25 protein-coding genes are annotated in these 25,878 nt (G+C 60.1%); 14 read left to right on the top strand and 11 right to left on the bottom strand.

The features are described from left to right. The first annotated feature begins 20 nt into the window (after positions 1-20). The 4 genes from rbfA to pnp all read left to right on the top strand — a co-directional run bounded on the left by rbfA (position 21) and on the right by pnp (position 4,137). Positions 21-458, top strand: a complete 438-nt coding sequence (rbfA, locus tag I6L35_RS01700; protein WP_005338799.1) for a 30S ribosome-binding factor RbfA — start codon at positions 21-23, stop codon at positions 456-458. A gap of 1 nt (position 459) precedes the next feature. Next, complete coding sequence (gene truB, locus I6L35_RS01695) at positions 460-1,410, top strand: tRNA pseudouridine(55) synthase TruB (protein WP_005343551.1); 951 nt, start codon at positions 460-462, stop codon at positions 1,408-1,410. 146 nt (positions 1,411-1,556) lie between these two features. After that, the gene (rpsO, locus tag I6L35_RS01690) at positions 1,557-1,826 is read left to right on the top strand and encodes a 30S ribosomal protein S15 (protein WP_216979371.1); all 270 of its coding nucleotides are present in this window, start codon (positions 1,557-1,559) and stop codon (positions 1,824-1,826) included. 169 nt (positions 1,827-1,995) lie between these two features. After that, entirely contained in the window at positions 1,996-4,137 is a 2,142-nt protein-coding gene (pnp, locus tag I6L35_RS01685; RefSeq protein ID WP_216979370.1) for a polyribonucleotide nucleotidyltransferase, read from the top strand. A gap of 226 nt (positions 4,138-4,363) precedes the next feature. Here the strand turns inward: pnp and I6L35_RS01680 are convergent, their stop codons facing one another. Then, positions 4,364-5,452: a ketoacyl-ACP synthase III gene (locus tag I6L35_RS01680; RefSeq protein ID WP_216979369.1), complete on the bottom strand. Its 1,089-nt coding sequence runs from the start codon at positions 5,450-5,452 to the stop codon at positions 4,364-4,366. Positions 5,453-5,677: 225 nt separating this feature from the next. On the opposite strand from I6L35_RS01680, the gene I6L35_RS01675 reads away from it, so the two are divergent. From I6L35_RS01675 to I6L35_RS01665, 3 genes are all read left to right on the top strand, one after another. Continuing rightward, positions 5,678-6,619 (top strand): LysR family transcriptional regulator, encoded by a 942-nt coding sequence (locus I6L35_RS01675; RefSeq protein WP_115522808.1) that lies wholly within the window; start codon positions 5,678-5,680, stop codon positions 6,617-6,619. A 127-nt stretch (positions 6,620-6,746) separates the two neighbouring features. Further along, positions 6,747-7,355 carry a LysE family translocator gene (locus I6L35_RS01670; RefSeq protein WP_058057313.1) on the top strand — a complete coding sequence of 203 codons (609 nt, stop codon included), beginning with the start codon at positions 6,747-6,749 and terminating at the stop codon, positions 7,353-7,355. 97 nt (positions 7,356-7,452) lie between these two features. Further along, a complete protein-coding gene (locus I6L35_RS01665) occupies positions 7,453-9,312 on the top strand; it encodes a U32 family peptidase (RefSeq protein WP_216979368.1) in 1,860 nt (619 codons plus the stop codon). A gap of 66 nt (positions 9,313-9,378) precedes the next feature. Here the strand turns inward: I6L35_RS01665 and I6L35_RS01660 are convergent, their stop codons facing one another. Both I6L35_RS01660 and I6L35_RS01655 read right to left on the bottom strand, forming a co-directional pair. After that, the gene (locus I6L35_RS01660) at positions 9,379-9,852 is read right to left on the bottom strand and encodes a methylated-DNA--[protein]-cysteine S-methyltransferase (protein ID WP_216979367.1); all 474 of its coding nucleotides are present in this window, start codon (positions 9,850-9,852) and stop codon (positions 9,379-9,381) included. Next, positions 9,849-11,393, bottom strand: coding sequence for an AlkA N-terminal domain-containing protein (locus tag I6L35_RS01655; RefSeq protein WP_216980229.1), 1,545 nt, complete (start codon positions 11,391-11,393; stop codon positions 9,849-9,851). Before I6L35_RS01655 ends, I6L35_RS01660 begins: the two co-directional genes overlap by 4 nt. A gap of 408 nt (positions 11,394-11,801) precedes the next feature. Between I6L35_RS01655 and I6L35_RS01650 the strand changes: the two genes are divergently transcribed. From I6L35_RS01650 to I6L35_RS01625, 6 genes are all read left to right on the top strand, one after another. Then, on the top strand, positions 11,802-12,191 hold the full coding sequence (locus I6L35_RS01650; RefSeq protein ID WP_204385146.1) for a type IV pilin protein: 390 nt from the start codon (positions 11,802-11,804) through the stop codon (positions 12,189-12,191). Position 12,192: 1 nt separating this feature from the next. Then, a complete protein-coding gene (locus tag I6L35_RS01645; protein ID WP_204385147.1) occupies positions 12,193-12,612 on the top strand; it encodes a GspH/FimT family pseudopilin in 420 nt (139 codons plus the stop codon). Further along, positions 12,609-13,001, top strand: coding sequence for a prepilin-type N-terminal cleavage/methylation domain-containing protein (locus tag I6L35_RS01640; protein ID WP_159143122.1), 393 nt, complete (start codon positions 12,609-12,611; stop codon positions 12,999-13,001). Before I6L35_RS01645 ends, I6L35_RS01640 begins: the two co-directional genes overlap by 4 nt. Next, complete coding sequence (locus I6L35_RS01635) at positions 12,995-13,543, top strand: PilW family protein (protein WP_216979366.1); 549 nt, start codon at positions 12,995-12,997, stop codon at positions 13,541-13,543. The genes I6L35_RS01640 and I6L35_RS01635 overlap by 7 nt, the downstream gene beginning before the upstream one ends. Next, positions 13,540-15,171, top strand: coding sequence for a hypothetical protein (locus I6L35_RS01630; protein WP_216979365.1), 1,632 nt, complete (start codon positions 13,540-13,542; stop codon positions 15,169-15,171). The genes I6L35_RS01635 and I6L35_RS01630 overlap by 4 nt, the downstream gene beginning before the upstream one ends. 94 nt (positions 15,172-15,265) lie before the next feature. Further along, complete coding sequence (locus I6L35_RS01625; protein ID WP_159143128.1) at positions 15,266-15,667, top strand: VOC family protein; 402 nt, start codon at positions 15,266-15,268, stop codon at positions 15,665-15,667. A 118-nt stretch (positions 15,668-15,785) separates the two neighbouring features. On the opposite strand, the gene I6L35_RS01620 is transcribed toward I6L35_RS01625, so the two are convergent. The 4 genes from I6L35_RS01620 to I6L35_RS01605 form a co-directional block, all read right to left on the bottom strand. Beyond that, positions 15,786-17,264 (bottom strand): carboxypeptidase M32, encoded by a 1,479-nt coding sequence (locus tag I6L35_RS01620; protein ID WP_201944365.1) that lies wholly within the window; start codon positions 17,262-17,264, stop codon positions 15,786-15,788. Between the two features lie 138 nt (positions 17,265-17,402). Next, entirely contained in the window at positions 17,403-17,984 is a 582-nt protein-coding gene (gene smrA / locus I6L35_RS01615; RefSeq protein WP_216979364.1) for a DNA endonuclease SmrA, read from the bottom strand. Positions 17,985-18,173: 189 nt separating this feature from the next. Then, complete coding sequence (locus tag I6L35_RS01610) at positions 18,174-18,353, bottom strand: DUF3149 domain-containing protein (protein ID WP_005338733.1); 180 nt, start codon at positions 18,351-18,353, stop codon at positions 18,174-18,176. 121 nt (positions 18,354-18,474) lie between these two features. Continuing rightward, a complete protein-coding gene (locus tag I6L35_RS01605) occupies positions 18,475-19,377 on the bottom strand; it encodes a TraB/GumN family protein (protein WP_040068559.1) in 903 nt (300 codons plus the stop codon). Positions 19,378-19,465: 88 nt separating this feature from the next. Here I6L35_RS01605 and I6L35_RS01600 point away from each other — a divergent pair, with 88 nt between their 5' ends. Next, on the top strand, positions 19,466-19,798 hold the full coding sequence (locus I6L35_RS01600; RefSeq protein ID WP_139739995.1) for a DUF1904 family protein: 333 nt from the start codon (positions 19,466-19,468) through the stop codon (positions 19,796-19,798). Between the two features lie 82 nt (positions 19,799-19,880). On the opposite strand, the gene I6L35_RS01595 is transcribed toward I6L35_RS01600, so the two are convergent. The 4 genes from I6L35_RS01595 to I6L35_RS01580 form a co-directional block, all read right to left on the bottom strand. Beyond that, on the bottom strand, positions 19,881-20,708 hold the full coding sequence (locus I6L35_RS01595; RefSeq protein WP_005343603.1) for an SDR family oxidoreductase: 828 nt from the start codon (positions 20,706-20,708) through the stop codon (positions 19,881-19,883). A gap of 140 nt (positions 20,709-20,848) precedes the next feature. Further along, positions 20,849-22,297 (bottom strand): OprD family outer membrane porin, encoded by a 1,449-nt coding sequence (locus tag I6L35_RS01590; RefSeq protein WP_204481162.1) that lies wholly within the window; start codon positions 22,295-22,297, stop codon positions 20,849-20,851. Positions 22,298-22,794: 497 nt separating this feature from the next. Further along, on the bottom strand, positions 22,795-24,732 hold the full coding sequence (locus tag I6L35_RS01585) for a methyl-accepting chemotaxis protein (RefSeq protein ID WP_216979363.1): 1,938 nt from the start codon (positions 24,730-24,732) through the stop codon (positions 22,795-22,797). A 105-nt stretch (positions 24,733-24,837) separates the two neighbouring features. Further along, positions 24,838-25,722: a DMT family transporter gene (locus I6L35_RS01580; protein ID WP_005343609.1), complete on the bottom strand. Its 885-nt coding sequence runs from the start codon at positions 25,720-25,722 to the stop codon at positions 24,838-24,840. Between the last annotated feature and the right edge of the window lie 156 nt (positions 25,723-25,878).

Below are 25,878 nucleotides of genomic sequence, written 5' to 3'. Positions count from 1 at the left end.
CTTTTATCGCAGGATAGAATATGGCCAGAGAATTCAGCCGGACCCGTCGGGTCGGACAGCAGATCCAGCGTGAAATCGCGCTGATCCTGCAGCGCGAGGTGAAAGACCCGCGCATCGGCATGGTGACTGTTTCCGATGTGGAAGTGTCCCGTGACCTCAACTATGCCAAGATTTACGTCACCTTCTTGCAGCTGGAAAATGATGCCGAGCGCATCAAGGAAGGCTTGCAGGGTCTGACCGAAGCAGCCGGATATATCCGTAGTCTGCTGGGCAGTGCCATGCGTCTGCGCGTGGTGCCCGAGCTGCGTTTCTACTACGACCAGACCCTGGTCGAGGGGATGCGTCTCTCCAACCTGGTGACCAACACTGTGCGCGAAGACAAGCGTCGCATGGCCGAATCCGGCCGTGACGAAGAAGCTGAATCCGCACCGGATGACACAACTGAGGATAAAGCCTGAGATGTCTCGAAGACGTCGTTTCAAGGGCCGTGATGTGCACGGCATTCTGCTGCTGGACAAGCCGACCGGCCTGACCTCCAACGATGTGTTGCAGAAGGTCAAGCGCATCTACAACGCCGCCAAGGCCGGTCACACCGGCGCACTGGATCCGCTGGCGACCGGCATGCTGCCGATCTGCCTCGGCGAGGCCACCAAGTTCTCCCAGTATTTGCTGGAAGCGGACAAGCGCTATGAGGTGACCGCCAAACTGGGCGAGCGCACCAACACCAGCGACTCTGATGGTGAGGTGGTCTCCACCCGTCCAGTGAACGTGGCTGTCGGTACCCTGATTGAGGCGCTGGACCAGTTCCGCGGCCCCATCATGCAGGTGCCCTCCATGTACTCTGCGCTCAAGCACAACGGCCGTCCGCTCTACGAATATGCCCGCGAAGGCATCGAGATTGAGCGTGAAGCCCGTCCCATCACCGTATTCGAGCTCAAACTGCTGAGCTTCGAAGGTGATGAAGTGCGCCTTGAAGTGCACTGCAGCAAAGGCACCTACATCCGCTCTCTGGTGGATGATCTGGGTGAAGTGCTGGGTTGTGGCGCCCACGTGACCCAGTTGCGTCGTACCCAGGTGGCCAGCTATCCGTACGAGCGGATGCTGACGCTGGAGCAACTCGAGTGCATCTTCGAGCAGGCCAAGGCCGAGAGCATCCCGCCGCGCGAGCAGCTGGATCCGCTGTTGCTGCCGATGGACACCGCCGTAGCAAGCTTGCCCGAGGTGAACATGCTGGCGGTTGTGGCTGCCTATGTGAATCAGGGCCAGGCCGTGCAGGTGGCGGGTGCGCCGCAAAGCGGTCAGGTTCGCATGACGGTCGGCCCGGAGCGCGAGTTCATCGGGGTTGGCGAGATTGATGATGATGGCCGCGTCGCTCCCAAGCGACTGGTGCGTTATCACGACGAGGAGTGATCCTCAGGCGGTATCGGCGTGCTCTTTCCCTCTCTCGCTTCTTTCTCGTTGCGAAAATGGGCAGGGACGATTATCATACCGCCCTCATTTCACGGCTGAATTAGAGATTGGCTGTGAACCTTTAAACACTCTACTGGAGTAATACCATGTCTCTAAATGCTGAGATCAAAGCTCAAATCGTTGCCGAGCACGCTCGTGGCGCCAACGACACCGGTTCCCCCGAAGTGCAAGTTGCCCTGCTGACTGCCCAGATCAACCATCTGCAAGGTCACTTCAAAGAGCACTCCAAGGACCACCACGGTCGTCGCGGTCTGCTGCGCATGGTTTCCCAGCGTCGTAAGCTGCTGGACTACCTGAAGCGTAAAGATTCCGAGCGTTATGCTGCTCTGATCGCCAAGCTGGGTCTGCGTCGTTAATCGACCATCAGATTTCGCGAAAAGGGGAACCTCCGGGTTCCCCTTTTTTATTGCTCTTTAGCGGCTTGTTGCCATCCTCACAGAATTTGTGTCGCCGCTTACCTTTTGCATCGAATCAAGTATACTTGTGCGCGAATTTAAAGAGCCAAATTGTAAAAAGGAAATTCACGTGAATCCTATTGTTAAGTCATTCCAGTACGGTCAACACACCGTCACACTGGAAACCGGTGTGATGGCCCGTCAAGCCACTGCGGCCGTTATGGTCAGCATGGACGATACCTGCGTATTTGTGACCGTAGTCGGCAAGAAAGAGGCCGATCATGGCCGTGATTTCTTCCCGCTGACCGTCAACTACCAGGAGCGTACCTATGCTGCTGGTCGTATCCCGGGTGGTTTCTTCCGTCGTGAAGGCCGTCCGAGCGAAGGCGAGACCCTCATCTCCCGTCTGATCGACCGTCCAATTCGTCCGTTGTTCCCGGAAGGCTTCTTCAATGAGGTTCAGGTGGTTGCCACCGTCATGTCCGTGAATCCGGCAGTCTCCCCCGATATCGTTGCCATGATCGGCGCCTCTGCTGCGCTGGCCATCTCCGGCATTCCGTTTGGCGGCCCGATCGGTGCTGCTCGCGTGGGTTACATGAACGGTCAGTATGTGCTGAACCCGACCACCACCGAACTGCCACAGAGCGATCTGGATCTGGTTGTTGCCGGTACTGCCAACGCCGTACTGATGGTTGAGTCCGAAGCGGCCATCCTCTCCGAAGAGGTGATGCTGGGCGCCGTGGTATACGGTCACGAGCAGATGCAGACCGTTATCAACGCCATCAACGAATTTGCCGCTGCCGTCGGCACCAAGCCGTGGGACTGGACTCCGCCTGTCGTCAACGAAGCGCTGAAAGCCAAGGTTGCCGAGCTGGCGAGCGCCGAGCTGGGTGAAGCCTACCGCATCACCGAGAAGGCTGTTCGTTACGAAACCATCGCGGCCATCAAGGGTCGTGTGGTTGAGCAAGTTATCGCTTCCGGCGTGGAAGAAGATGCCAAGAAGATCGGCGAAGAGTTCCACAGCCTGGAAAGCCGCATCGTTCGTGGCCGCGTAGTGCGTGGTGAGCCGCGTATCGATGGTCGCGATCCGGAAATGATCCGTGCCCTGTCTGTCGCTACCGGCGTATTGCCCCGTGCTCACGGTTCTGCCCTGTTCACTCGTGGTGAAACCCAGGCTATGGTCGTTGCGACCCTGGGTACCGAGCGTGACGCCCAGAACATCGACGAGCTGACCGGCAACCGTGCCGATCGCTTCATGCTACACTACAACTTCCCGCCATACTGCGTCGGTGAGACCGGCATGATGGGTAGCCCGAAGCGTCGTGAAATCGGTCACGGCCGTCTGGCCAAGCGCGGCGTTGCTGCCGTGATGCCGAGTGCTGCTGAGTTCCCGTACGTGGTGCGCGTGGTGTCTGAAATCACTGAATCCAACGGCTCCTCCTCCATGGCGTCTGTCTGTGGTTCCTCTCTGGCGCTGATGGATGCCGGTGTGCCGATCAAGGCTTCCGTCGCCGGTATCGCCATGGGTCTGGTGAAGGAAGAAGAAGGTTTCGTCGTGCTGTCCGACATTCTGGGTGACGAAGATCACCTGGGCGACATGGACTTCAAAGTAGCCGGTACCACCGAAGGTGTGACCGCGCTGCAAATGGACATCAAGATCGAAGGCATCACCAAAGAGATCATGGAGATTGCGCTGAAGCAAGCTCGTGGTGCTCGTCTGCACATCCTGAAAGTGATGGATGAAGCAATCCAGGCTCCCCGTGCCCAGATCTCCGATTTCGCACCGCGTATCCACACCATCAAGATCAATCCTGAGAAGATCAAGGACGTGATCGGTAAGGGTGGTTCCGTGATCCGTGCGCTGACCGAAGAGACCGGCACCAACATCGAGTTGGATGATGACGGTACTGTACGTATCTCCGCTGTGGCCAACGAAGCTGCCATGGAAGCGATCCGTCGCATTGAGGCCATCACCGCCGAGATCGAAGTGAACCGCATCTATGAAGGTAAAGTTGTCCGTCTGGCCGATTTCGGTGCATTCGTCAACATCCTGCCGGGCAAAGATGGTCTGGTACACATCTCCCAGATCACCGATGCTCGCGTTCAGAACGTGGCTGACCACCTGACTATCGGTGACGTGGTCAAGGTGAAGGTACTGGAAGTGGACCGTCAGGGCCGCGTACGTCTCTCCATCAAGGAAGCGAACGCTCCGACTGATGCAGCCCCGGCTGCTGATGCTCCGGTTGCTGCCGAAGCGCCTGCCGCAGAGTAATCTGTCCTCCTGAACCGGATTCTCCGGTTGCAGTAAAAAGTCCGGCGCCCTTTGGGGCGCCGGACTTTTTTATGCGCTCAGGCTCATCACGCCGAAGTTGGCTCTCTGCTCAGGATGTGGTGGGCATTGCCGGAGCCTCAAGAGGTCAGGTTAGAAAAGTGTTGCGAAGGGGGAGGGAGAGCGGTGTGGGAGAAAGGAGCCTGAGGATTCAGGCTCCTGATAAGGATCAGGCCTCGTTGGCGTGGGCCTTCTGACACCCTTCGACGGCGTGAGCAATCAGTTCCAGTGCGCTCTGGTCGCACGGTGGCAACTCGGCCTCGCACTTGTTGATAGGGGTAACACGATCGCCCCACTTGATGATGGCTGCGCCCCAGGTCAGGCCGGCACCGAAGGCGGCAGTCAGCAGATAGGAATTCGGCTTGACGCGCCCCTGCTCCAGCGCTTCGCACAGGGCGATAGGTACGGTAGCGGCGGAGGTGTTGCCGTAGTTTTCGATGTTGACCATCACCTTCTCCATCGGCGCATTCATCCGTTTGGCGAGGGTCTCGATGATGCGGATATTGGCCTGGTGCGGCACGATCAGGTCGACCTGCTCCGGCGCAATACCGGCCTGCGCCAGCACAGTGCTGGTGGCCTCACCCATGCCGCGCACAGCACGTTTGAAGATCTCCGGCCCTTCGAAGTTGAAGGTGAACAGGCCATCGATATCGGCAAAACGCACCCGGTCGGTACCGAAGTTCGGTACATGCAGGATCTCCCGCGCTTCGCTGTCGCAACCCAGCTTGTTGGCGATCAGGCCACACTCCTGCTCGCTTGCCTCTATCACCACGGCACCGGCACCATCGCCAAACAGTACGGCGGTATCGCGGCGTGCCCAGTCCAGCAGGTAGGTGAGGCGCTCGGCGCCAATCACCAGCACCTTCTTCATCATGCCAGCCTGCACCAGCGAGGTAGCGACGGAGAGGGAGTAGACGAAACCGGTGCAGGCCGCGTTGAGGTCAAACACGGCGGCGTTGACGGCGCCCAGCTTCTTTTGCACCGCAGAGGCGGCACTTGGCAGCAGGTTGTCCGGGGTGGCGGTGGCCAGGATGATGCCATCGAGATCGCTGGCTTCCAGACCGGCGCAGGCCAGTGCGCGGCGACCGGCCAGGGTGGCGAGATCCGAGGTGCTGACATGGGAGATCCGGCGGGCCTTGATGCCGGTGCGCGGATAGATCCACTCGTCTGATGTATCCATGATGGTGCTGAGGTCGTCGTTGGTCAGCACGGAGGGAGGCAGGCATTTGCCCCAGCCGGTGATATTGGCGTATTTCATCTTGTTACCGCTTCTCAAGTGGATCGCCCGCGGGCGGAAAATCGTGCAATTATGCCGTACGAGACAACCACTGTCATCTTGTGGTCATGGTTATGTGCAGGGGGCTCAGCTGTGCCATCTGGTCGCAAAGGGCTGCAACGCGCGGAACATGGCTGGAAATTTTGCTTAAAACGCGGGACTCATCTGCCCTAAGATAGGCGTTTCACCACCGATGAGGGTATCTCCTTGCTCAGAGCCAATCTCAACTTGTTGCCGACCCTCAAGGTGCTGCTGGAGACCCGCAATATCAGCCGCGCCGCCGAGCTGTTGCACCTGAGTCAGCCCTCCATCAGCAAGCAGCTTGCCCAGTTGCGCAGCGAGTTTGATGACGAGTTGCTGGTGCGGGAGGGGCAACGCTGGCTGCTGACGCCACGGGCCGAACTGTTGGCCGCCCAGCTGGCGGATTCTCTCGGTGCGCTGGAGCGGCTCTACGAGGCGCCCGGATTTGACCCGAGCCGCTGCGAGCGGGTATTTCGGCTCGCCTCCTCCGATTATGTGGCCCAGCATATCCTGCCCGATATCTGTGCCGCGCTCGCCAAAGAGGCGCCGTTGGCGGCGCTGGAGTACAGCCTGTGGGACAAGCGTCAGCTGCCGCAGTTGTGGCAGTCCGAGCTGGATCTGGTCTCCACCATCACCGAGCAGGTACCGGATCAGATCCGTGGTCTGCATCAGGGGGAAGATCGGCTGGCGGTGTTGATGGGACGTCACCACCCGCTGGCGGGCAAGGCGCTGAGTCTCGATGACTATCTCGCCTGGCCTCACCTGCAGGTGAGCGGGGGAGGCGACAAGGACAGCCCGGTGGAGCAGGTGTTGGCGCCGCAGGGACTGAGTCGGCGCTGGTTTGCCAGAGTTCCCTTCTTTCAGGCGGCAGTGGAGGTGTTGCTGCGCACCGATTGCCTGATGACCACCCCGGCCCATATCGCCTGGCAGCTCTCCTGTGGCCATGAGCTCACCTTTGTCGATCTGCCCTTTGCTACCCGCGACCAGCAGTATCATCTGCTGTGGCATCAGCGCCACCATCAGGATCCAGCCCACCGCTGGTTTCGCGAGCTGGCCTACCCCTTCCTGCGGGATCATCTGCAACGCACCGTTGGCGAGAGTCGCAAGCTGCTCGATCTCGGCGGTTAGCCGCAGTCGGTTGTGTGGCGTTATAGCCATGGGTTATGGAATCTATTCATAACTTTCACTACTGGCATAATGGCTCAGCCCGTACCCTGAGTGCAGGTCATCATATCGAGCACAAAAGAGGAAAAGCATGGAACTGACGAGTTGGCTGGCACTGGCCGCAATCTGCGTGATGGGGGCCATCAGCCCGGGGCCGAGTCTGGCGCTGATCATCCGCAACACGGTGCAGGGCGGGCAGGGGCATGGCGTCGCTACTGCGCTTGGCCACGGCCTCGGGGTTGGTATCTATGCGCTGGTCACGGCGCTCGGCCTTTCCATTTTGATCACCCAGACACCGATCCTGTTTGATCTGATCCGCTACGGCGGCGCCGCGTTTCTTGCCTGGCTCGGGGTGAAAGCCCTGCTGGCAAAACCAGCCAGTGACGAAGGGAATGAAGAGGTACATCAGTTGCGCGGTCGGCAAGGGGCCTTTGAAGGTTTTATGGTTGCCTTCCTTAACCCCCAGCTGGCGGTTTTCTTCATCGCCCTGTTCAGCCAGTTTGTGCGGGCCGATACCGGCTGGAGCGAAGGGGGCATCATGATGCTCACCGCGGGCGGGATCGATGCCGTCTGGTACGTGCTGGTGGCGCTGGTGCTCTCCCGCGGGCCGGTGCTGGCGTGGCTTAAAGCCAAATCCTTTGTGATCGATAAGGTGAGCGGCCTGGTGCTGCTCGGGCTGGCACTCAAGGTGGTTATCTAATCCTGCATTTTGCGGATACCTTAAGCGGGATCAAGGCACGCAGGCGGTGAATGGGCTAGAGTAGCGCCCATTTGCTGTCCGCCCTGATCCCGAGACCATGCACCAGAACAAGCACCCGTTAAGCCACAACAACCGGTTGGAGCTTCTGGCTCCGGCCAAGAACCTCGCCTACGGCATCGAAGCCATCAACCATGGTGCCGATGCCGTCTACATGGGCGGCCCTGCCTTTGGCGCCCGCAGCGCGGCGGGCAACACCATCGAAGATATCGAAGCGCTGGCGCGCCACGCCCATCGCTTCGGCGCCCAAGTCTTTGTCGCCTTCAACACCCTGCTGCACGATCACGAGCTGGAGCTGGCGCGGCGGCTGACCCACCAAATCTATGAAGCTGGAGCAGATGCGCTCATCGTCCAGGACATGGGGCTGCTGGCGCTGGATTTGCCTCCCATCGCGCTCCATGCCAGTACCCAGACCGACAACCGCACGCCGGAGAAGGTGAAGTTTCTGCAGGATGTGGGTTTCTCTCAGGTGGTGCTGGCGCGCGAACTGTCTCTTGCGCAGATCCGCGAGATCAGTGCGGCGACCAATGTGCAGCTGGAGTTTTTTATCCACGGCGCTCTCTGCGTTTCCTACAGTGGCCAGTGCAACATCAGCCATGCCCGTACCGGCCGCAGTGCCAACCGTGGTGAGTGTGCCCAGCTCTGCCGTCTGCCCTGCTCGCTGCAAAAGCCGGATGGCGAAGTGCTGGTGGCAGACAGCCACCTGTTGTCCCTCAAGGATATGGATCAGACCGATAACCTGGAGGCCTTGATCGAGGCGGGGATCCGCTCCTTCAAGATTGAAGGGCGCCTCAAGGGGCTCGACTACGTCAAGAACGTTACCGCCTGGTATCGCCAGAAGCTGGACGCCATTCTGGATAGCCGCTCCGATCTGGTCGCCGCCTCGGCGGGTCGTTGCAGCTACAGCTTCACGCCTGACCCCAAGAAAAGTTTCAACCGCGGCAGCACAGACTACTTCCTCCATGGCCGCCAGCAGGGGATCGACTCCACCAAGAGCCCGAAATATGTGGGTGAACCGCTCGGGCGTGTCACCAAGGTGACCCGTGACGGTATCGAGATTGACGGCAAACAGGTCACCCTCAACAACGGTGACGGTCTGGGCTTCTTCAAGCCGAACAACGAGCTGGTGGGGATGCGCCTCAACAAGGTCGAAGGTAAGCAGTTACTCCTGTCAGAACGCATGCCGGGGCTGAAGGTGGGGACCGAAATCTACCGCAACCACGATCAGGCGTTCAGCAAGATGCTGGAGAAGGCGAGCGCGGATCGCCGCATCCGGGTCGATATGGTGCTGGCTGAGTGCGATGAGGGCGTGTGCCTTACGCTTACCGACGAGCAGGGCATTAGTGCCACGGTGACCCTGCCTTGCGACAAACAGCCTGCCGACAACCCGGAGCGGGCGCTGCAGCAGGCGCGGGATCAACTTGGTAAACTCGGCAATACCCTGTTTGTGGCGCGCAAGATTGAGTTGGCATTCACTCACCCGCTCTTTATCGCCGCATCACAGCTCAACGGTTTGCGCCGGGACGGCATCGCCGCGCTGGAGGCGGCACGGGTGGCCAGCTACCAGCGCCCCGAGCGACGCATCGCCCTGCGGGATATCAACTATCCCCAGCACCGCCTCTCCTACCTTGGCAACGTGCTGAACAGCGCGGCCGAACAGTTCTTCCGCGAGCACGGGGTGGAGCGCATCGCTCCCGCCTATGAGGCGAACAAGGAGGAGCGGGAAGTGGTGCTGATGATCACCAAGCATTGCATCCGCTATAGCCAGAACCTCTGTCCGAACGAGGTGCCCGGTCTCAAGGCCGAGCCGCTGGAGCTCAAGATGGGTAAAGATACCTTCCGCCTGCGCTTTGACTGCAACCGCTGCGAAATGCATGTGATGGGCAGCCTGAAACGCTGATCAATGAGCCCCTTTCTCCATCCGGAAAGGGGCAATTTTTATCGCAGGTTCTCTGCCTACCCTCCTTTAATTGTCCCTCTCCAGCGCCAGCAGCGTTTTTTTAATCTCCAATCCCCCCGCATAGCCGGTCAGGCTGCCGTTTTGGCCGATCACCCGATGGCAGGGGACGATGATCGAGAGCGGATTGCGGCCGTTTGCTGCGCCTACTGCCCGCACCGCATCGGGTTTGCCGATGGCGCGAGCGATATCGCCGTAGCTGCGGGTCTCGCCGTAGGGTATGTCGCACAACGCTTGCCACACCGCCTGCTGAAAGGCGGTACCACGGGCGGCAAGGGGCAGGGAGAAGCGCTGCAAGCGACCGGCAAAATAGGCGTCAAATTCGGCGAGGAAGGGGGCCAGTGCCCCGTGATCTTGCTGCCAGCCACTCATATCGGGCAGTGCCCGCAGGCCCGCCACAAAGTCCACGTGCACCAGACCGGATTCATTGATGGCGACCAGCAGATCGTCGCAGCGGGTCGGCAGGATATCGTAGCGGATCATGGGGTTATCTCCTGTTGTTGGGTATCTGGCTGTTGTTCATTGCTGGTGGCATGGAGCAGCAAATCGGGCGCTTCACTCATGGCATGCCACAGCCAGCTGGCCGCATAGCTGCGCCACGGCTGCCATGCTGCGCTTTGCGCCAACACCTCTTTTACCGGCAGCTTGGTGCCGCCGCCGAGTGCCTTTTGCAGCACCAGATCGGAAGCGGGGAAGGCATCGGTATCCAGCCCGCAGCGCAGCCGCCAGTAAGAGACCGTCCACGGGCCTATGCCCGGCAGCGCCAGCAACTGCTCGTCACTGGCTGTCGTGAGGGTCAGCTCGCCGCTGGCCAGCGCCTGTGCCACGCCGCGCAGGGTACGAATGCGGCTGCCGGGCATGCCGATACCGTCGAGATCGAGTTCGCACAACTGGGCGGGGGGCGGCAGTTGCGCCATCCCGAATTGCGCCTCGGAGCGAGCCACCAGCCGCCCGAGTATGGTGATGGCCCCCTTGACCGAGACCTGCTGGCCGACGATGGCGCGCAGCATCACCTCGTACTCGTCCCAGCCACCCGGCAGCCGTACGCCGGGCCAGCGCGCCAGCAAGCGGGAGAGCAGAGGATCCTGAGCGAGCAGATCGCCGATCCGCTGCATATCGGCATCGAGATCCCACATCCTGCGCACCCGATAGAGCAGATCGGGCAGCGCCGCGAGCGGCAGATTATGAACGGTGAGTTGCAGGCTGTGCCCCTTGCCCTGCGCGATGCGCACCAGCGCGACCTGATTACCGACCTGGTAGCGCCGCTCATACACCTCGCCATCTACCCGCTCCAGCCCGGGGATCGCACGCAGCCGGTAGAACGCCAGCATGGCCGCCACATCATATGGGGGGCGGTAGGGCAACTGCAGCGTCAGCGTTGCGCCGCGCGGCTCCGAGCCTATGTGCTCTGGCGCGTCACCGTGCTGCTCCTGCTGGCGCAGGGAGCGCGGGGCCAGTCCGTAGGCGTTGAGCCAAGCATCATTGAAGCGGCGGATGCTGGCAAAGCCGGCGGCAAACGCGATGTCGGTAATGGGCAGCCCTGTTTCGGTCAGCAGCCGTTTCGCGAGCAGCAGGCGGCGCGTCTGCTCCACCTGTTTTGGTGAGGCGCCGAGATGTTGCTCGAACTGGCGGCGCAGGGTGCGTTCGCTGATCCCTGCCTCAGTGGCCAGTTTGGCGAGCGTGCCCTCCGCCAGCTCTCCGCGATCGATGCGTGCCAGCAGACGTGCCAGTTCAACCGGCAGATCGCCACGGGCGGCGGGGGCCAGCTCAGGGCGGCAGCGCAGGCAGGGTCGCAGCCCATACTGCTCGGCGGCCGCGGCGCTTTGGAAGTAGCGCACATTGTGCTCGTGCGGTGGCCGTGCCGGGCAGACAGGCCGGCAGTAGATGCCGGTCGAGAGCACGCCGGTAAAGAAGCGGCCATCGAAGCGAGCATCGCGGGCGAGCCGTGCGGCGTGACACTGTTCGCGGCTGAGGGTGTTGATCACCTCATCCGGTGACGACTCAGGGCTTGGCTTTGCATTCATGGTGTTGGCGGCGTTGCTGGAATAGATGGCAAGAGAGTAAGGGGGCTCGGGGGCCATGACTAGCCAGAAACGGACAGGGATAGCAAAAATTGGCCGAAGTTTTTTTACTCTTTCGTTGCACGGTTGGGTTTCACTCTTCGCTCCGTTGTTGTCCATTTGGCAAGGCTCGGCAGAAGAGCTCATAACGGATGGGGTCGGAGGCTCGATTGGCCTAGCTTTATTTGCTTAGCGAGATTAGTAGCGGCGAAAACTGCTTATAAATTAATAACAGATCACATAATTATCTTTTTTACATTGAATGTGGTGATTTTGTGTTGTTCAATTGAGTCAGTTAATTTTTTGTGATTATTAAGTCATCACATCTGCGGCCCAAGGCCGACCAATAACAACACTTGCCAAGGATGATAAGTGAACGACTGTAAGGCATGGCCCCATTGCCGGGGGTTTAGTCTGATCGAGTTGTTGATTGCCATGACGGTTGTCAGCATTCTCGCGGCCATCGCGTTGCCTGCGTATCAGGGTTATCTGCAACAGGGACGTCGTTACGAAGCACAGCAGCAATTGCTGGCGCAGGCGCTCGCCCTCGAACGTATCTATACCCAACAGGGCCGTTATCCCGACACGTTTGCCACCCCTTCCAACACGGATTTTTACCAGTTCAGCTACAGCCAGCAAGATGCTGGCGACTATCTGCTCAAAGCCATTCCAACGACGCGACAACAGGATGAATGCGGCACTCTGACCCTCGATCAGACCGGTTATCGCGCGGCCAATCGCCATGACTGCTGGGGATCATAAGATGAACGTGCGCGGATTTACTCTGATTGAGTTGATGATCACGGTCGGCATCGCCGCTATTTTGCTGCTAGTCGGGTTGCCCTCCATGAGTCAGCGCCTCGCGGCCGAACGACTCGATCGCAGTGCGACCGAGCTCGCGTCAGCCTACCGCTTTGCCCGCAGCGAAGCGGTCAAGCTGACCCTGCCGGTGGTACTGCAGGGCACCGAGAACGGTGGCTGGGAGGTGATGGCTGACAGCAAGTTGCTGCGTCAGGCGGCAGCACCTGCTGGCGGCGTGGTGATCAAGCCGTTTGACCCCATCAAGATCGCGCCAACCGGCAGTAGCAGCCACGCCGAGATCACTCTGGCCAATCGCCTCGGAGATCAGCGCGTGCTCTGTGTGGCGCCGAGCGGCCAGCTGCTGCACGGGAGCTGCTCATGAGACACACCGCGCCTGCTCGCCAGCAGGGTTTCAATCTGGTGGAGATCATGGTCTCCATGGTGTTGGCGGTGATGGTGTTTCTCGGTCTCGCCAAGGGGCAGGTGGTCTCGTTGCAGCAGGCGCACTATAGCCTGCAGAGTACGTTGGCCACGATTGAGGCGAGCAACAGTGTGGAGCAGATCTGGGGTTCGCTGTGCGAAGTGCAGCGAAAGCCGGAGCGGTTCACCCAGGGCGATTTTCTTGCCCGCTTCACCCTGCACGAGGGCCACCAGCTGGTGCTGCCTAGTCGCTACAGCGACCACTTTGTGGTCGCCATCGAGTGGCGTGATGCGCGGATCTCCGGTGCCAGGCGGGTTGAGCTGAACGCAGGGTTTCCGCCACTATGCTGAACGTTCCCTTCCGACAGCGAGGTGTCAGTCTCGTCGAGCTGATGATCTCCATGGTGCTCGGTCTGATGCTGATGCTGGCTATTTTTGCCGGTTACGTGCCTATCAAGAGCACGGTTGAGCAGAGCAAGGCGCTGGAGCAGGCGAACGAAGTGCTGCGCTTTGCCACTCTCACCTTTACCAACAGCGTCAAGCAGGCGGATCAGCTGATAGCGGTCACCCCTGATCGCCTGACGCTGGCTTTCAAGGTAGAGGGGGGCAGTCCGGTGCTCTCCTGCCTTGGCAACCAGAAAACCGCCGATTTTACCGAGCAGTACCGCTTCACGCCGCCGGTACTCAGTTGCGATGACGGGGATGGCCCGCGCCTGTTGCTGGCCCATCTTCAGGATCTTGAATTCGGCCAGCAGGGGGCGCTGGTCAATATCCGCATCTTGCCCGAAGGGCTGCCGAGCTATCTGGCGCCTGGGGTAGAGGTGCAGGTGGCACGCCGCAAGGCGGTCTGGGCGGCAGCGCTGGCCACATCCGGTGCAGGGGGAGCAGGATGAACAAGGGATTGCAGGGGCAGCGAGGAGCCGTATTGCTGGTGGTGCTGGTGGTGAGCCTGCTGTCGAGCCTGCTGGTGTTTACCAGCATTCAGGAGAACCAGCTGCAAACCCGCCTGAGCGGCAATTTTCACAAGAAGATCAATGCACAGCTCAGTGCCGAGCAGGGGATGAACGACAGTTATCGCGCCCTGCATCAGGCGCTCGGCGCCGAACCACGGATAGAGTGGGATCAACTGGTGCAGAAGGTGCCAGGCAAGGGGGAAGGGGCTATGGCGGGCAGCCGCTTTCGCATCGATCAGCTGGATGCTTCTACAGGCAGCAAACTGGCGTTGCAGAGCCATGGCCGTTATCTGGAGGGCAATGCCAGTCTCAACGCGCTGTTTGCCCTCAAGCGCGAGCCCGGCAATCTGATCTTTCAGGATTCGGTGGTGGCATGCGAAGGGCTAAGCCTTTCCGGTAGCGGTTTTATCGACAGCTATGATTCGCGCAAGGGAGCGTACAAGGAGTCTGTTTCCGGGACCCTTAATCAGGGGCAGAACGCCAAGGTGGCGACCGTCAGCGACAAGGCCAATGTGGTGCTCGCCGGGCACTCCCCCATCTGGGGTGATGTGCGGGCGACCGGCTCGGTGACCTTGAAAGGTTCTTCACCTGTTGCGGGTAATGTACTTGCTGGCGGCGATATCACCATTTCTCCCTCTGATGGGGTCGTCAGGGTTGAGGGCAGCGTGAACGGGAGTGGAAATTTTGCCTTGCAAGGGGGGCATATTGCCGGAGCTGTTGCGATCAATGGGGATGTTTCTATGGGTCATGGCACCAGCATTGCTGGCGACAAGTTGAACTATGGTGGGAACGGGGCATTCCTTGATGCCAAGCATCAGAAGTATCTGGAGCCCCAATACCGAACTCATCCCAAGCTACCGCCTGTTGCCGGGCAGGTGTGTGACCCGCTCAATGTGGCCGCGCTGCCCAAATCGTTCCCCCCTGCAACATTGCCCATCAATGGCCCGCTGACGCTCGGGGCCACCCAGCAGATGGTGCTGACCACGGATCCTGCCACCGGCTCGGTCACCAGCAGCAACCAGCAAAAGCCCGGGCTGCCGTTCCCCGGCAAGGGGGAGCTGTTTGGCAAGGAACAGACCATTTACAAGCTCGATAGCCTCAATATGGGGGCCGATGCCAGTCTCACCATCAAGGGGGATGTGGTGCTGCTGATCGACAAGGATTTCACCATGACAGGCAGCAACAAGTTGACGGTGAGCGAGGGGAGCAGCCTGACCCTGATCGTCAGCGGTAAGGTCGATCTTGGGGCCGGTGCCGAGGTGACGGCAGCCAAACAGGGGCTGACCGCTGGCGGTACGCCCGCTATCTCTATCTATTCCGCGTATAGCGGCAAGGATGGGGTCAAGCTGTCGGGCAATACGCCGCTCTATGCCGCTCTCTATGCCCCGCTCACCGAGATGAAGATCAGCGGAAGTGGCGGTCTGTACGGGGCGGTGCGGGCAAAACACTTGACCGAGAGTGGCGCGGGCGGTGTGCACTATGACGAGGCGCTGGGCATGGCAGATCTGGGGGACGATCAGGGGCCGCCTCCGACGTTGGCACTGCGGCAGTGGCACTTTGTGCAGTGAGGCTGGCGAGCCGCTAAAAAGGATCGAATGGGGCGCGCAACTGTGAGAAGGTGGAGATCTGTCCACCCAGTCGTTCACTGTTGAGGAGTGCTCCATGCCAGGCCCAGCTCGTGCCGGTGCCCTGATCTATGCCAAGGATCCGGGCCTGCTGACCCACTTTTACCGTACATTGCTGCAGATGGTGGTCTGCAGTCAGGATGAGCAGTTGGTGGTGCTGGAAAACAGCGATATCCAGCTGCTGATCCACGCCATTCCCGAGCCTTATACCGGGCAAGTTGTTATCAAGCGGCCGCCGGAATTGCGGGAAGAGGGGGCCATCAAGCTGTTCTTCACCGTCTCCAGCCTCGCCTGGGCAGAAGCGAAGGCGGCGGATCTCGGCGGCGGCCTGCTGCCACAGCAGTGGACGGGGCCCGGCTTTGTGGTGCGCAACGCCTTCGACCCTGAGGGCAATATCCTGCAACTGCGCGAGTTGCTGGGTTCCCCTGATCCTCTCTGAATTTTCTCTTTTTACAGCATGGTTGTGGCGGCGTGCTGTGCCATGCACCGCCATAAAAACGGGGCCCTGTAGTGGTCAACTAAAAGGGCCCCGTCTTTTGTTACCCGTGTAGCAAGCATCACTTCAGATAACGCTGTTCCAGATGCTGGCGCAGCCAGTGCGGGTTGAGCGCTTCACCGGTGGCGCGGCGCACCAGCTCGTCGGTGCTGTGCAGGCTCCCCTGTGACCAGATCTGGCGCCCGAGCCAGCCGAAGATCTCCGGCAAGCGACCCGCCGCGATCACCTCCCCCATGCTGCCCAGCTCTTTTTCGAGGGCAAAACGCAGCTGGGCGGCATACATGGCGCCCAGGGTGTAGCTCGGGAAGTAGCCGAACGAGCCGTCGGTCCAGTGAATATCCTGCATGCAGCCATTGCGGTAGTTGCCCTTGGTGGAGAGCCCCAGCCACTGCTGCATCTTGGCGTCCCACAGCTCGGGGATGTCGGCCACCTCGATCTTCCCTTCCACCAGATCGCGCTCCAGCTCGTAGCGCAGGATAACGTGGGCCGGATAGGTCACCTCGTCCGCATCGACCCGGATAAAGCCCGGCTCGACCCGGCTGTAGAGCTTGGCCAGATTGTCCGGCGCAAACGCCGCCTGCTCGCCGAAGTGGTGACGAATGCGTGGTGCCAGCAGCGCGAGGAAGGCCGGATGATGCCCCAGCTGCATCTCGCAAAACAGGCTCTGGCTCTCGTGGATCGCCATGGAGCGCGCTTCGGCCACCGGCTGACCCAGCAGATGGCGCGGCAGCCCCTGCTCGTAACGGGCGTGACCGGTCTCGTGCACTATGCCCATCAGGCTGGAGACAAACTCCTGCTCGTTATAGCGGGTGGTGATCCGCACGTCGGTCGGCACGCCGCCACAGAAGGGGTGACTGCTCACATCGAGCCGGCCGTGGGCGAAATCAAAGCCGAGCAGTCCCATCACCTCCTGACCGAGCGCTTGCTGGGTCGGGATGGGGAAGGGGCCTTGCGGCAGCAGCAGGGCATCGCCCTTTTGTTGTTCACTCACGGTCAGGATAAGATCCGGCAACCAGCTGGCGAGATCGCCGAAGATTTGATCAAGTCGTGTGCTGGTCATGCCCGGCTCATAGAGGGCCAGCATGGCGTCGTAGGGGCGCACGCCAAGCGCATCGGCCCGCAGCTGCGCTACTTCACGGGAGAGTTTCACCACCTCCTCGAGATTGGGAGCAAAACCGGCCCAGTCGTTGTTCTTGCGCTGGCTGCGCCAGGCGTGCTCGCACTTGCTGCCGGCGAGCGACAGCGCTTCGACCAGCTCACCGGGCAGCAGGCTGGCATCTTGCCACTGGCGCTTGATCTCGCCGAGGTTGGCACGTTGCACTTCATCGAGCGGCTCACTCTCGGCCTTGGCAATCCAGTCGCCCAGCTCGGGAGCGGTGCGCTTCTGGTGGATCAGCAGACCGAGTTCGGCCATCGCTTCGGCGCGGGCATCGTTGCCCCCTTCCGGCATCATGGCCGCCTGATCCCAGCCGCAGATGGCGGCGAGGTGGCTAAAGCGGTGGATCTGCTGCTGATGTTGTTCAAGCTTTTGATATGACATGGGATTGTCCTTGTTATCGTCCCTGATGGTATGCCGCCCCGTACCTGGCATGATCGGGGCCGTTCGATGCTAACACCGCCGCTGCATCGTTGACCACCTTAGCGCAGGTGGGCCAAAGGCGTGGTGGCGAGCGGCGGATTAGCCGAGCCGCTTCTGGTGCCGTTCGCGGTTTTCTGCTTTTTTGCGTTCGCTTTTACGCAGCAGCACGTATAGAGCACCGCTGCTGCCGTGGCGACGCTCGGCGCTGTGGATCGCCATGACGGCGGGCAGTTGCGGCAACCAGGCGCTGACATAGCTTTTCAGCAGGGCGCGCGGGGTGCTGCGCTCCCCCTTGCCATGCAGGATAAGCAGGCAGCGGATATCCCGGACTTCACAATCCGCAATGAACTGCACCAGCGTCTGGCGCGCTTCGTTGAGGGTTTTCTGGTGCAAGTCCAGGCTCGCCTGCAGCTCGTATTTGCCGAGCCGCAGCTTCTTGTAGACCCCCTCCTGCACCCCATCACGCTTGAAGCCGACGATTTCGTGCGGATCGCGCATCTCGATGGCCTCCATGGTGAGGTGGTCGAGGGCGAGTTGCTCGGCGGTGGCAGCCTGACGGCGAGCGAGCTGCGCCTCGGTCGGGGCGGATTTGGCCGCATGGGGATGGATATTGTCGCTGCGAATGGGCCGCACGTCGGCCACTTCATTCATGAATAGCGAGAGTTCGTCGTTATGAGACACGGCAGGCTCCCCATAAGAAAAAGTGGGGGCCATTATAACGGCCGCAACCGGCACAGAAAACGGGGAAAGGGGCAGGGGGGATAAGGGAGGGCCGGCATGGACACTGGTGCATCCTGTCCCGGGAATCACAGTCGCGAACCATAAAACAGCACAGGCGGTCAGTGTGAACTGCCGCCTGTGGTCAGAGGATTATTTTCCCTCTTTGGGCTGTTGAGAATGGGGTTGCTGTGAATGAGGCGGTTGCGAGTGCATCACCTTGTAGATGAAGTAGGCCGCGTAAGAGCTGATGAGCAAGAAGGTGCCGATTATCACCAGCATCGACATCAATCCCACGCTGTTGCCAAACATCAGGTCCAGCCAAAAGTCCATTTTATTGCTCCTGTCACCCGGTTGATGACAGGCATGATAAATACCTCTTTGCCCCGTCCGGGATGATCCCGATCAACTCCCTTTCAGGTTGTTTAATAACCAGTTCGTTCTGTGATCGTTCTCACTGGACTCTTTGTTCTTGAGCTTGTGCCGGGCTAGGGGTGGTGAGTGGAGTAATGTGCCAACCCTGCTGCTCCAGCAGCGCCAGCAAACCCTGTTCGCCGTAAAGGTGCAGGGCGCCTACCACGATAAAGCTCTCGTTGGGCAGGGTGGACCATTTCTTCAGCCAGTTGTGGTTGCGCTCGGCCAGCAGGGTCTGCTCCATCCAGCTCTGTAGCGCGGGGGGAGCCATCTCCTCCTTGAGCAGATTGATCAGCGTCGCCTCATCCCCTTGCTGCCACGCCTTCATCACGGCGGCGAAACCTGTCTCCAGCATTGGCAGCTCATCCAGGGTACTGGCAAGCATCAGGGTCTGGTTGTCACCCACGCTGGCCAGATAACCGAGCTGCTCCAGCAGGGTTTCAAAACCCACTACCGGTTTGCCCTCTTTGGCAGCCCGGGTGGCAAAGTGCTGGTCTATCCCGAGCTCACTCTTGAAGTCGGAGCGGGCCATGGCGGCCTGGGTCAGGGTAATGGCGGCAAACCAGGGGCGCAGGGTGGCGAGGGTAGCCTCGTCGATGCCATAGCGGGCGCCCGCCATCAGGGTGCGTTGATAGAGTTCGGCAGGCAGATGATCCTTGAGCGGCTTGCCATCCACCAGTCGGGTGAGGGAGCCGGTCTGTTGCCACTGATCCGGCGTGATGCTGTTCATGTCCACCTCCATCACCAGAGCGCGACTCTGCAGCCAGGCACGCTCCACCGGCTCGGGCAGAGGATAGAGTGAAGGCTTGCCCGCATGGATGGAGCCCAGCAGCCAGTGTTGCTGGTTGCCCTTGCTCACCCGATAGAAGGCGGGATCGGCAAAGGCGTGCAGCGGTAGCAGCAGGCAGAGCAGGAAGGCAAAGAGGGTGCGATGAAATCTCATGGGGATCCTTAATATGCGCCGGGTGACTTCTCTTGCTGACAATAACTCCTATGATAAGTCCTCATTTCAGATAACCAAGAGGTTTGCCATGCCCCATCTTCGTTTTCGCGCCGTGACGCTCGATACCCTGCAACAGGTGAGCGGCCCGCTGCTGGCCGACCTTTGCGAGCTGACCGGCGGCAAGCCGGAGTTTGTCACCATGGAGCGGATTGATAGCTGCTGGATACGCAACGGCGAGCCAGAGGCGGGTTTTCCGTTTGTCGAGCTGCACTGGTTCGAGCGGCCACAAGAGATGCAGGACGCCGCCGCGCGCCTTATCACGCGCCATTTGAAGCAGGTGTTGGGGGAGCAGACTTATGTGGTGGTGCAGGTGATTCCCTTGGTCAAGAGCGCCTACTACAGCAATGGCGAGCACTATTGAAGAGAGGGTAAAACCAGGTTGGTGATGCCGCTATACAGCTAGCCCAATCCGGGCGGCAGAATGTTTGCCGCCCATCACGGGATCAGGCCGATTTGGCCAGCAGTTTGTCGAGCCAGCGAGTGGGCAATACCCTTCGCAAGAAGGCAAACAGCCGGGTTGGAGTGGTCACCGGATAGCGCGCCTTGGGATGGGCGTGGGTCAGCGCATGGAGCAGCGGCGGGATGCAGGCTTCGCTGGAGAGGGTAAAGCCGCTGGTGGCCCCCTCTTTTTCCAGCCGCGTCAGGGTCTGACGGTAGGCCGACTGATGACGGCTCTGGGCCGGATCGATGTGGCGCAAGAAGGCGCTGCGGGCATTGGCACGAAAACGGGTATCGATAGGACCCGGTTCAATCAGGCTGATATGTACCCCGCTGCCCGCCAGTTCGAGGCGCAGGGTGTCACTATAGCCTTCCAGCGCAAATTTGCTGGCGTTGTAGGCGCCGCGATACTTCATGGCAACCAGCCCCAGTACCGAGCTGTTCTGTACTATCCGACCCTCTTTGGCCTCCAGCATCGGCGGCAGCACCTGACGGATCAGATGGTGCCAGCCAAACAGGTTGGTATTGAACTGTTCCCTGAGCGCCTCGGTGGGCAGATCTTCCAGCGCCCCGGGTTGGCCATAAGCGCCGTTGTTGAACAGGCCATAGAGGCGCCCGCCTGCCAGATGGAGCGCCGCACTGGCACCCAGCTCGATGGAAGCAGGGTCCGCCAGATCCAGTTGTACCGCCAGCAATCCCTGTTGTTGCAGACGGGCCACATCTTCCGCCTTGCGCGCCGAGGCGATCACGGTAAAACCGTGCTGCCCGAGCGCTTGCGCGGCAGCGAGGCCAATACCGCTGGAACAACCGGTGATCAGAACAAAACGGGGCATGATGGCGTCCTTGTGACTGTTGACAAAGCGTACTGGCAGGTGAGTGGATAAAACCCTTATCCGGCTCGCATGTTAGCCTGCCAACCGGCAAAAAGAAAACCGGGCCAAGTGGCCCGGTTTGCTGACATCGTATTGCCTGATTACATGAAGGTAAGCGGCATGATGATGTGGAACTTGACGTCGTGCTCGGAGGCGAAGATGTTGGGGTAATCGGTCCAACCGCCGCCCTGGCTGATGTCGTTGTTGTAGTCGGTGTAGTGCAGTTTGAACAGGGTGCCTTTCAGCTTGCCATCCTGCACGGTATAGCTGACATCGAAGTTGACGGCCCACTCGGTATCCTCGCCGTTGGCTGCTTTCTTGCCTTGGCCATTTTCGATATCCCAACCGTAGGCGCCGGATACACCGACAGCCCAGCCCGGCGCACCAACCAGATCATCCAGAGAACGGGTCACGCCGAAGAACAGTGCTTTTTCGTTGTTGGCGTTCCAGTCAGAGCGGGAATCCCACCAAATTTCGTTGGCGCCCTGGGAGTTGGCGTAGCCACGGGTCAGACGGGGCAGGTAGTTGCCTTCCGCACCTTCAGCCTTGGTCCACAGACCTTCCAGACGGAAGCCGTATTGGGCGTAGTTCCAGGCAGCGGTCAGTGCTTGTTGCCATGCCAGGCCGTCGTAAGTTTCAATCTGGGAGCCGCCCTTGGTGTAGGTCTCGGTCTCGGAACCGTAGAACTGGTAGCTGGTGGCGAGGCCGCCCAGTACGTCAAACTTGTGAGCCAGTTTGAAGTGGTAGCTGTCCATGTAGCCTTCGGACTGACCGAAAGAACCGGTCACGGCAGTGCCATTTTCAAAGGTGTAACGAGCCGCGATACCGTGGATATAGTCGATGACGTTTTCATCAGCGAACGGATCCATCCACGCTTTGGCGCGAGAGAAGACCTGAGTCTCTTTGTACCAGGGGGCCTTGTACTCGTCAGCGATGGCGTAGGTCAGGTAGAGACCGCCAAAGTTGCCTTCGACTTGACCACCACGATAGGTGCCCGGCTGATAGGACCAGTTAACACCGATTTGGCCAGGGACATACAGCTGGGTGTAACCACCCTTGGCAGTCACACCGCCGTCCAGGAATTTCAGCTTCAGAGCTGCGTTGGAGAGGCTGAAGCCACCCTCGGGAGAGCCATCTTTGTAGTTGTTGCCCCAGGAGTTGCCTGCGAAGGAGAATTCGTTCTCCTGGTTGACCGGATGGTTTTCGGTAACGGCCAGGTCATAGGCACCGAAGCCGCCCAGATCCAGACCAACAGTGTCCCAGGCATAACCGGAGTTGAAGTTGAGAGCTGCCTGGACGGTGGAATGGCTCAGGTTGGACTGGTACTTGCCTTCTTTCTTGGCGGCAGTCGGGTCACCATCGATGCGCTGACGATCACGCTGGAAGTAGAACAGGCCACCGGTCAGTTTGGAGTCTTTTACGAAGGTTTCATAGGACTGGCCATATTCCGGGCTCATCATATCCTGGGCTGCCAACGCCATGCCGGGGGCGACCAGAGCGGCTACCACAGCGGCACTCAAAGCGGCGCGCTTGAAGATCACTTTTTCCATTTTTATTGCTCCTGATTTTATGGACTTAGCTTTTTTCCGGCAGCTGGCATCGGGCCTACCGCTCGGTATTGGCATTGCAATCAAAACCCCGAAGGGCAAAAAATCTTCTCTTGGTTATCTGCAAACCCGGATGTCTTGGCACATCTGTAGTTGGCAGTCCTGATCATCACATGTTGTTTTTTTTGTTCCGATTCTTGGCTATCGGACAACTCCAAGAGTACGTTCGCGGTGCGAAATATCAATGAAAAGTTCCCTCAACGTTTCAAAAGTATGACCGAGTGCAAATAATCATGGGCAAGGTCGTAAACAGCCTCATGGCCGGTATCACGGTAATGAGAGCGTTTTCTTGGAGGTGTGGCCAGCGCCGGTGCGGGTTTTCATCAGATACGGGGGAAGGGAAGCTGTTAACCTGCAGGCAACATATAATTTTGTGCTACAAAAAAACTTTCCCTCTGGTCGAGGGAAAGTGAATTGGTGGGGATGTGGGGCGAATAGGGTCAGCCTTGCTGGCCGAGGATACGGGGGATCTGTTGCGCCTGATGGTGGATATGGGACGAGACCTGCACCGAGAGCTGACTCACCTGACGGGCATGCTGGTGGATACGGGCGATCAGATCGGCAAAACTGGCCAGCTTGTGTTCCTGACTTTTGGCGTTGTCGGCGCCCTGCAGGGCGATCACTGCGGTGTTGCGAGCGATCTCCCGCACCGCCTGGGTGGTCTGGCGCAGTTGCTCCGCCTGTGCCCGTTGGCGGCTTGACTCGCTGGTGATCCGGTTCAGTACGGTGCCAAGCTGTTCACCGGATTGGGTCAGGCGCCCCAGAATATCGGTGATCTGGTTGAGGGATTGCTGGGTATTGGCCGAGAGGTGGCGGACTTCATCGGCGACCACCGCAAAGCCCCGTCCCTGTTCCCCTGCGCGGGCCGCCTCGATGGCGGCGTTGAGGGCCAGCAAGTTGGTCTGCTGAGCGATATGACCGATCACATCGACAATGGCCGTTACATCGGCAACCGAGCGGGTGAGTGCTTGCAGCGCCTCATCGCTCTCGTCAATCGCCAGTCCTGTCTGATGAGTGGCGTGCAGCATGCTACCCACCAGATCTTCGCTCTGGCTCATCGCCTGTTCGTTATGGTGGGCATGCCGGGCGATGTCGGCGGCGACCTGATGGACCTCTCCGGCCAGCTGGTTCAGCTCATCCATCATCTGGCCGCTCTCGTCGACCACCTGTTCGGTAGTGCGGGTGCTGTGGTGGATCTCGTCAACCTGACTGACCATCCCTTGCAGACTGAGGGATACCGCTGACAGCTGTCCCTCTTTTTGTTGCTGGTCCTGGTGCAGGCGACCGATTAGCCGGTTGTAGCTGGCAACAATATCGGCCAGCTCGTTGCGATCGTGCCCGGCAGGCAACGGCTCGGCCTGCCCCGTCTGATCGAGCTGCAGAAAGGCTCCGCGCAGTCGCAACAAGGGGGCGAGTAGCCAGCGTCGTTGCACCAGCGCAAACAGCAGGGCAACCACCACCAGGCAGAGCGCCAGCGTGCCGATGATGGTGGCCAGCTCCTGATTGACGGCTTGCCGCTCGCGGGCAAGTTGTTCCCCCATCTGTCTGGTCGCTTGCAACATCGCCATGATGTCTTGCTGCACGGTCTGGCGGCCAGCCTGTTGCTGTTGTAGCGCCGTGCGGCTGTTGGCCAGCTCCTGCGGATAGCGGCCCAGCAACGAGCGTAATTCACTGCGCGGTTGATCCCCCAGCTCCTTTCGCACCGGCTCCCCCAGAGTGAACTCATCGGCGGGCGCCTCTTCATACAGACCGAGCCGCGGCAAGGCTTGCAGCGCTTGCGCCTGTTTTTGCAGTGCCTCCAGCTCGAAGCGGATCCCTTCGAGCAGCTTCTCATTGCCTTGCTCCATATAGCTTTGGCGCAAATGGGCGAGGCGCGGCAGGCCCGCCAGGATCTCGGCTGCACCGCGGCGATATTGTTGTGCCGCAGCAGATTGTTCCGTGCTGGCGCCTTGCTCCCCATAGCGGATCAGTGTCATGGCCTGGCTGCCCAGTTCACTCTCCGCATGTTGCAGCAACAGCTGGCTGTTGCCCGAGAGCTTGCCTGCGGCCTGATAGTCGTGCGCGATGCGCTGCGCCATCTGTTCGAGTTGCTGTTTGAGCGGGGCCGCCACGGCATCATCCTGAGCGGCCAGCGAGGAGAGCGCTTGCTGGCGGATCTTCTCTGCCGCGGTCAGTTGCTGCGGATCGCCGCTGTTGAGGTAGTCACGCAGACTGTTTTGCAGGGTAATGGTCACCAGTTGTTGCAGCGTTTCGTGCTGGCGCTGGGCTTGACTGGTACGGGCAAGCTGTTGCCAGCCGTGGTAGAGAGCCAGCGCCTGTCCTCCCGCGACCAGTAGCAGAACCAGGGAGGAGAGGGAGGCGTAGTGGGCGATTTTCACGGGGTTATTCCTGTCAGCGCAGACCATGGGGAGCATGGCCCGAGCCTAAACAGGGATGATGGCGCTTTTATGACAAGGCGGGTCAAGTGGCCCCATGTTGCCGATTTAACTGGATGAGGAAGCCTGCGCGCTATTACGTTGGCCCAGCATACCGAGCAGGGCGCCGCCCATAATAAGTGCTCCGGCCAGAAGATGGCGCGGGGTGAGCGCTTCACCATTGAGCAACACCAGCAGCAAGGTGCTCAGCAGCGGTGTCAGGTAGGCAAGCGCCCCGATCCGGCGAGGATCGCCGTCTCGCAGTGCCAGATACCAAGTAACGAAGGCCGCCCCCATGGGCCCCAGCGCCAGCCCGATGATGAGGCGCCAGTCACTGGTGGGGATCTGCGCGAGCGGCAGAGGCCCTTCGAGCAGACGGGCAAGCAGCAGCGCCAGCAAACCTGCGGGCAGGCAGGCTGCCGCAGTGACCACGGCGGGGGCTGGCGGCAGACGGCGTGATAATACCGAGTAGGCTCCCCAGACGACTGCCGCGCCCAGTGCCAGCAGGTATCCCGGCAGATAGGCCTGCTGCAGTTGCAGCTCGCCATTGACCATCACCAGCATGGAGCCCGCGAGACCAAAGGCGCCAGCCAGCAGGTGACGGGCATGGAGTGGATGGCCTGGCAACAACAGCGGGGTGAACAGAATGATGCAGAGCGGCCAGAGGTAGTTGATGAGGTTTGCTTCCAGCACCGGGGCATGACGAAAGCTCATAAAGAGCAGCAGATGGTAGAGCAGCAATGCCGCAACCGTCACCAGCCAGGTAATCGGACGAGCACGCCATTGGCGCCAGAACGGCAAGGCCCCGACCCCGCAGAAAAACAGCACCAGCCCGACCAGTACCAGCGGTGACACGCTGGTGACTCGTGACGTCAGCGCCGCCAGCGAGGCCCACAGCACAATGGTCAGCAAGGCAAAACCGGTGGATCTATCCCACCAGGAACAACCGGACATCCAACACTCCTTTGCAAGATGAAGCAGCTGGCTTTGCTCGAAGGCTCAGCCAAAGAGAAGCAGTCTATCAGAGAGAGGGCATATGCCGAATGCCGTACGAATACAGTTGCTTGTGACTCGGTGAAAATTTTGATGGCGCAAGCAGAGTGCTGCTAG

Source organism: Aeromonas sp. FDAARGOS 1405 (genome assembly GCF_019048265.1).
GTDB lineage: Bacteria > Pseudomonadota > Gammaproteobacteria > Enterobacterales > Aeromonadaceae > Aeromonas > Aeromonas veronii_A.
Note: the sequence above shows the minus strand (reverse complement) of the source record. Positions and strands in the feature narration are given on the sequence as shown.

Excerpts from the sequence above, each read along its gene's own strand:
- rbfA (WP_005338799.1), top strand. The coding sequence starts at position 21 with ATGGCCAGAGAATTCAGCCGGACCCGTCGGGTCGGACAGCAGATCCAG.
- truB (WP_005343551.1), top strand. The coding sequence starts at position 460 with ATGTCTCGAAGACGTCGTTTCAAGGGCCGTGATGTGCACGGCATTCTG.
- rpsO (WP_216979371.1), top strand. The coding sequence starts at position 1,557 with ATGTCTCTAAATGCTGAGATCAAAGCTCAAATCGTTGCCGAGCACGCT.
- I6L35_RS01680 (WP_216979369.1), bottom strand. The coding sequence starts at position 5,452 with ATGAAATACGCCAATATCACCGGCTGGGGCAAATGCCTGCCTCCCTCC.
- I6L35_RS01670 (WP_058057313.1), top strand. The coding sequence starts at position 6,747 with ATGGAACTGACGAGTTGGCTGGCACTGGCCGCAATCTGCGTGATGGGG.
- I6L35_RS01665 (WP_216979368.1), top strand. The coding sequence starts at position 7,453 with ATGCACCAGAACAAGCACCCGTTAAGCCACAACAACCGGTTGGAGCTT.
- I6L35_RS01660 (WP_216979367.1), bottom strand. The coding sequence starts at position 9,852 with ATGATCCGCTACGATATCCTGCCGACCCGCTGCGACGATCTGCTGGTC.
- I6L35_RS01655 (WP_216980229.1), bottom strand. The coding sequence starts at position 11,393 with ATGAATGCAAAGCCAAGCCCTGAGTCGTCACCGGATGAGGTGATCAAC.
- I6L35_RS01645 (WP_204385147.1), top strand. The coding sequence starts at position 12,193 with ATGAACGTGCGCGGATTTACTCTGATTGAGTTGATGATCACGGTCGGC.
- I6L35_RS01640 (WP_159143122.1), top strand. The coding sequence starts at position 12,609 with ATGAGACACACCGCGCCTGCTCGCCAGCAGGGTTTCAATCTGGTGGAG.
- I6L35_RS01635 (WP_216979366.1), top strand. The coding sequence starts at position 12,995 with ATGCTGAACGTTCCCTTCCGACAGCGAGGTGTCAGTCTCGTCGAGCTG.
- I6L35_RS01630 (WP_216979365.1), top strand. The coding sequence starts at position 13,540 with ATGAACAAGGGATTGCAGGGGCAGCGAGGAGCCGTATTGCTGGTGGTG.
- I6L35_RS01625 (WP_159143128.1), top strand. The coding sequence starts at position 15,266 with ATGCCAGGCCCAGCTCGTGCCGGTGCCCTGATCTATGCCAAGGATCCG.
- I6L35_RS01620 (WP_201944365.1), bottom strand. The coding sequence starts at position 17,264 with ATGTCATATCAAAAGCTTGAACAACATCAGCAGCAGATCCACCGCTTT.
- I6L35_RS01610 (WP_005338733.1), bottom strand. The coding sequence starts at position 18,353 with ATGGACTTTTGGCTGGACCTGATGTTTGGCAACAGCGTGGGATTGATG.
- I6L35_RS01605 (WP_040068559.1), bottom strand. The coding sequence starts at position 19,377 with ATGAGATTTCATCGCACCCTCTTTGCCTTCCTGCTCTGCCTGCTGCTA.
- I6L35_RS01600 (WP_139739995.1), top strand. The coding sequence starts at position 19,466 with ATGCCCCATCTTCGTTTTCGCGCCGTGACGCTCGATACCCTGCAACAG.
- I6L35_RS01595 (WP_005343603.1), bottom strand. The coding sequence starts at position 20,708 with ATGCCCCGTTTTGTTCTGATCACCGGTTGTTCCAGCGGTATTGGCCTC.
- I6L35_RS01590 (WP_204481162.1), bottom strand. The coding sequence starts at position 22,297 with ATGGAAAAAGTGATCTTCAAGCGCGCCGCTTTGAGTGCCGCTGTGGTA.
- I6L35_RS01580 (WP_005343609.1), bottom strand. The coding sequence starts at position 25,722 with ATGTCCGGTTGTTCCTGGTGGGATAGATCCACCGGTTTTGCCTTGCTG.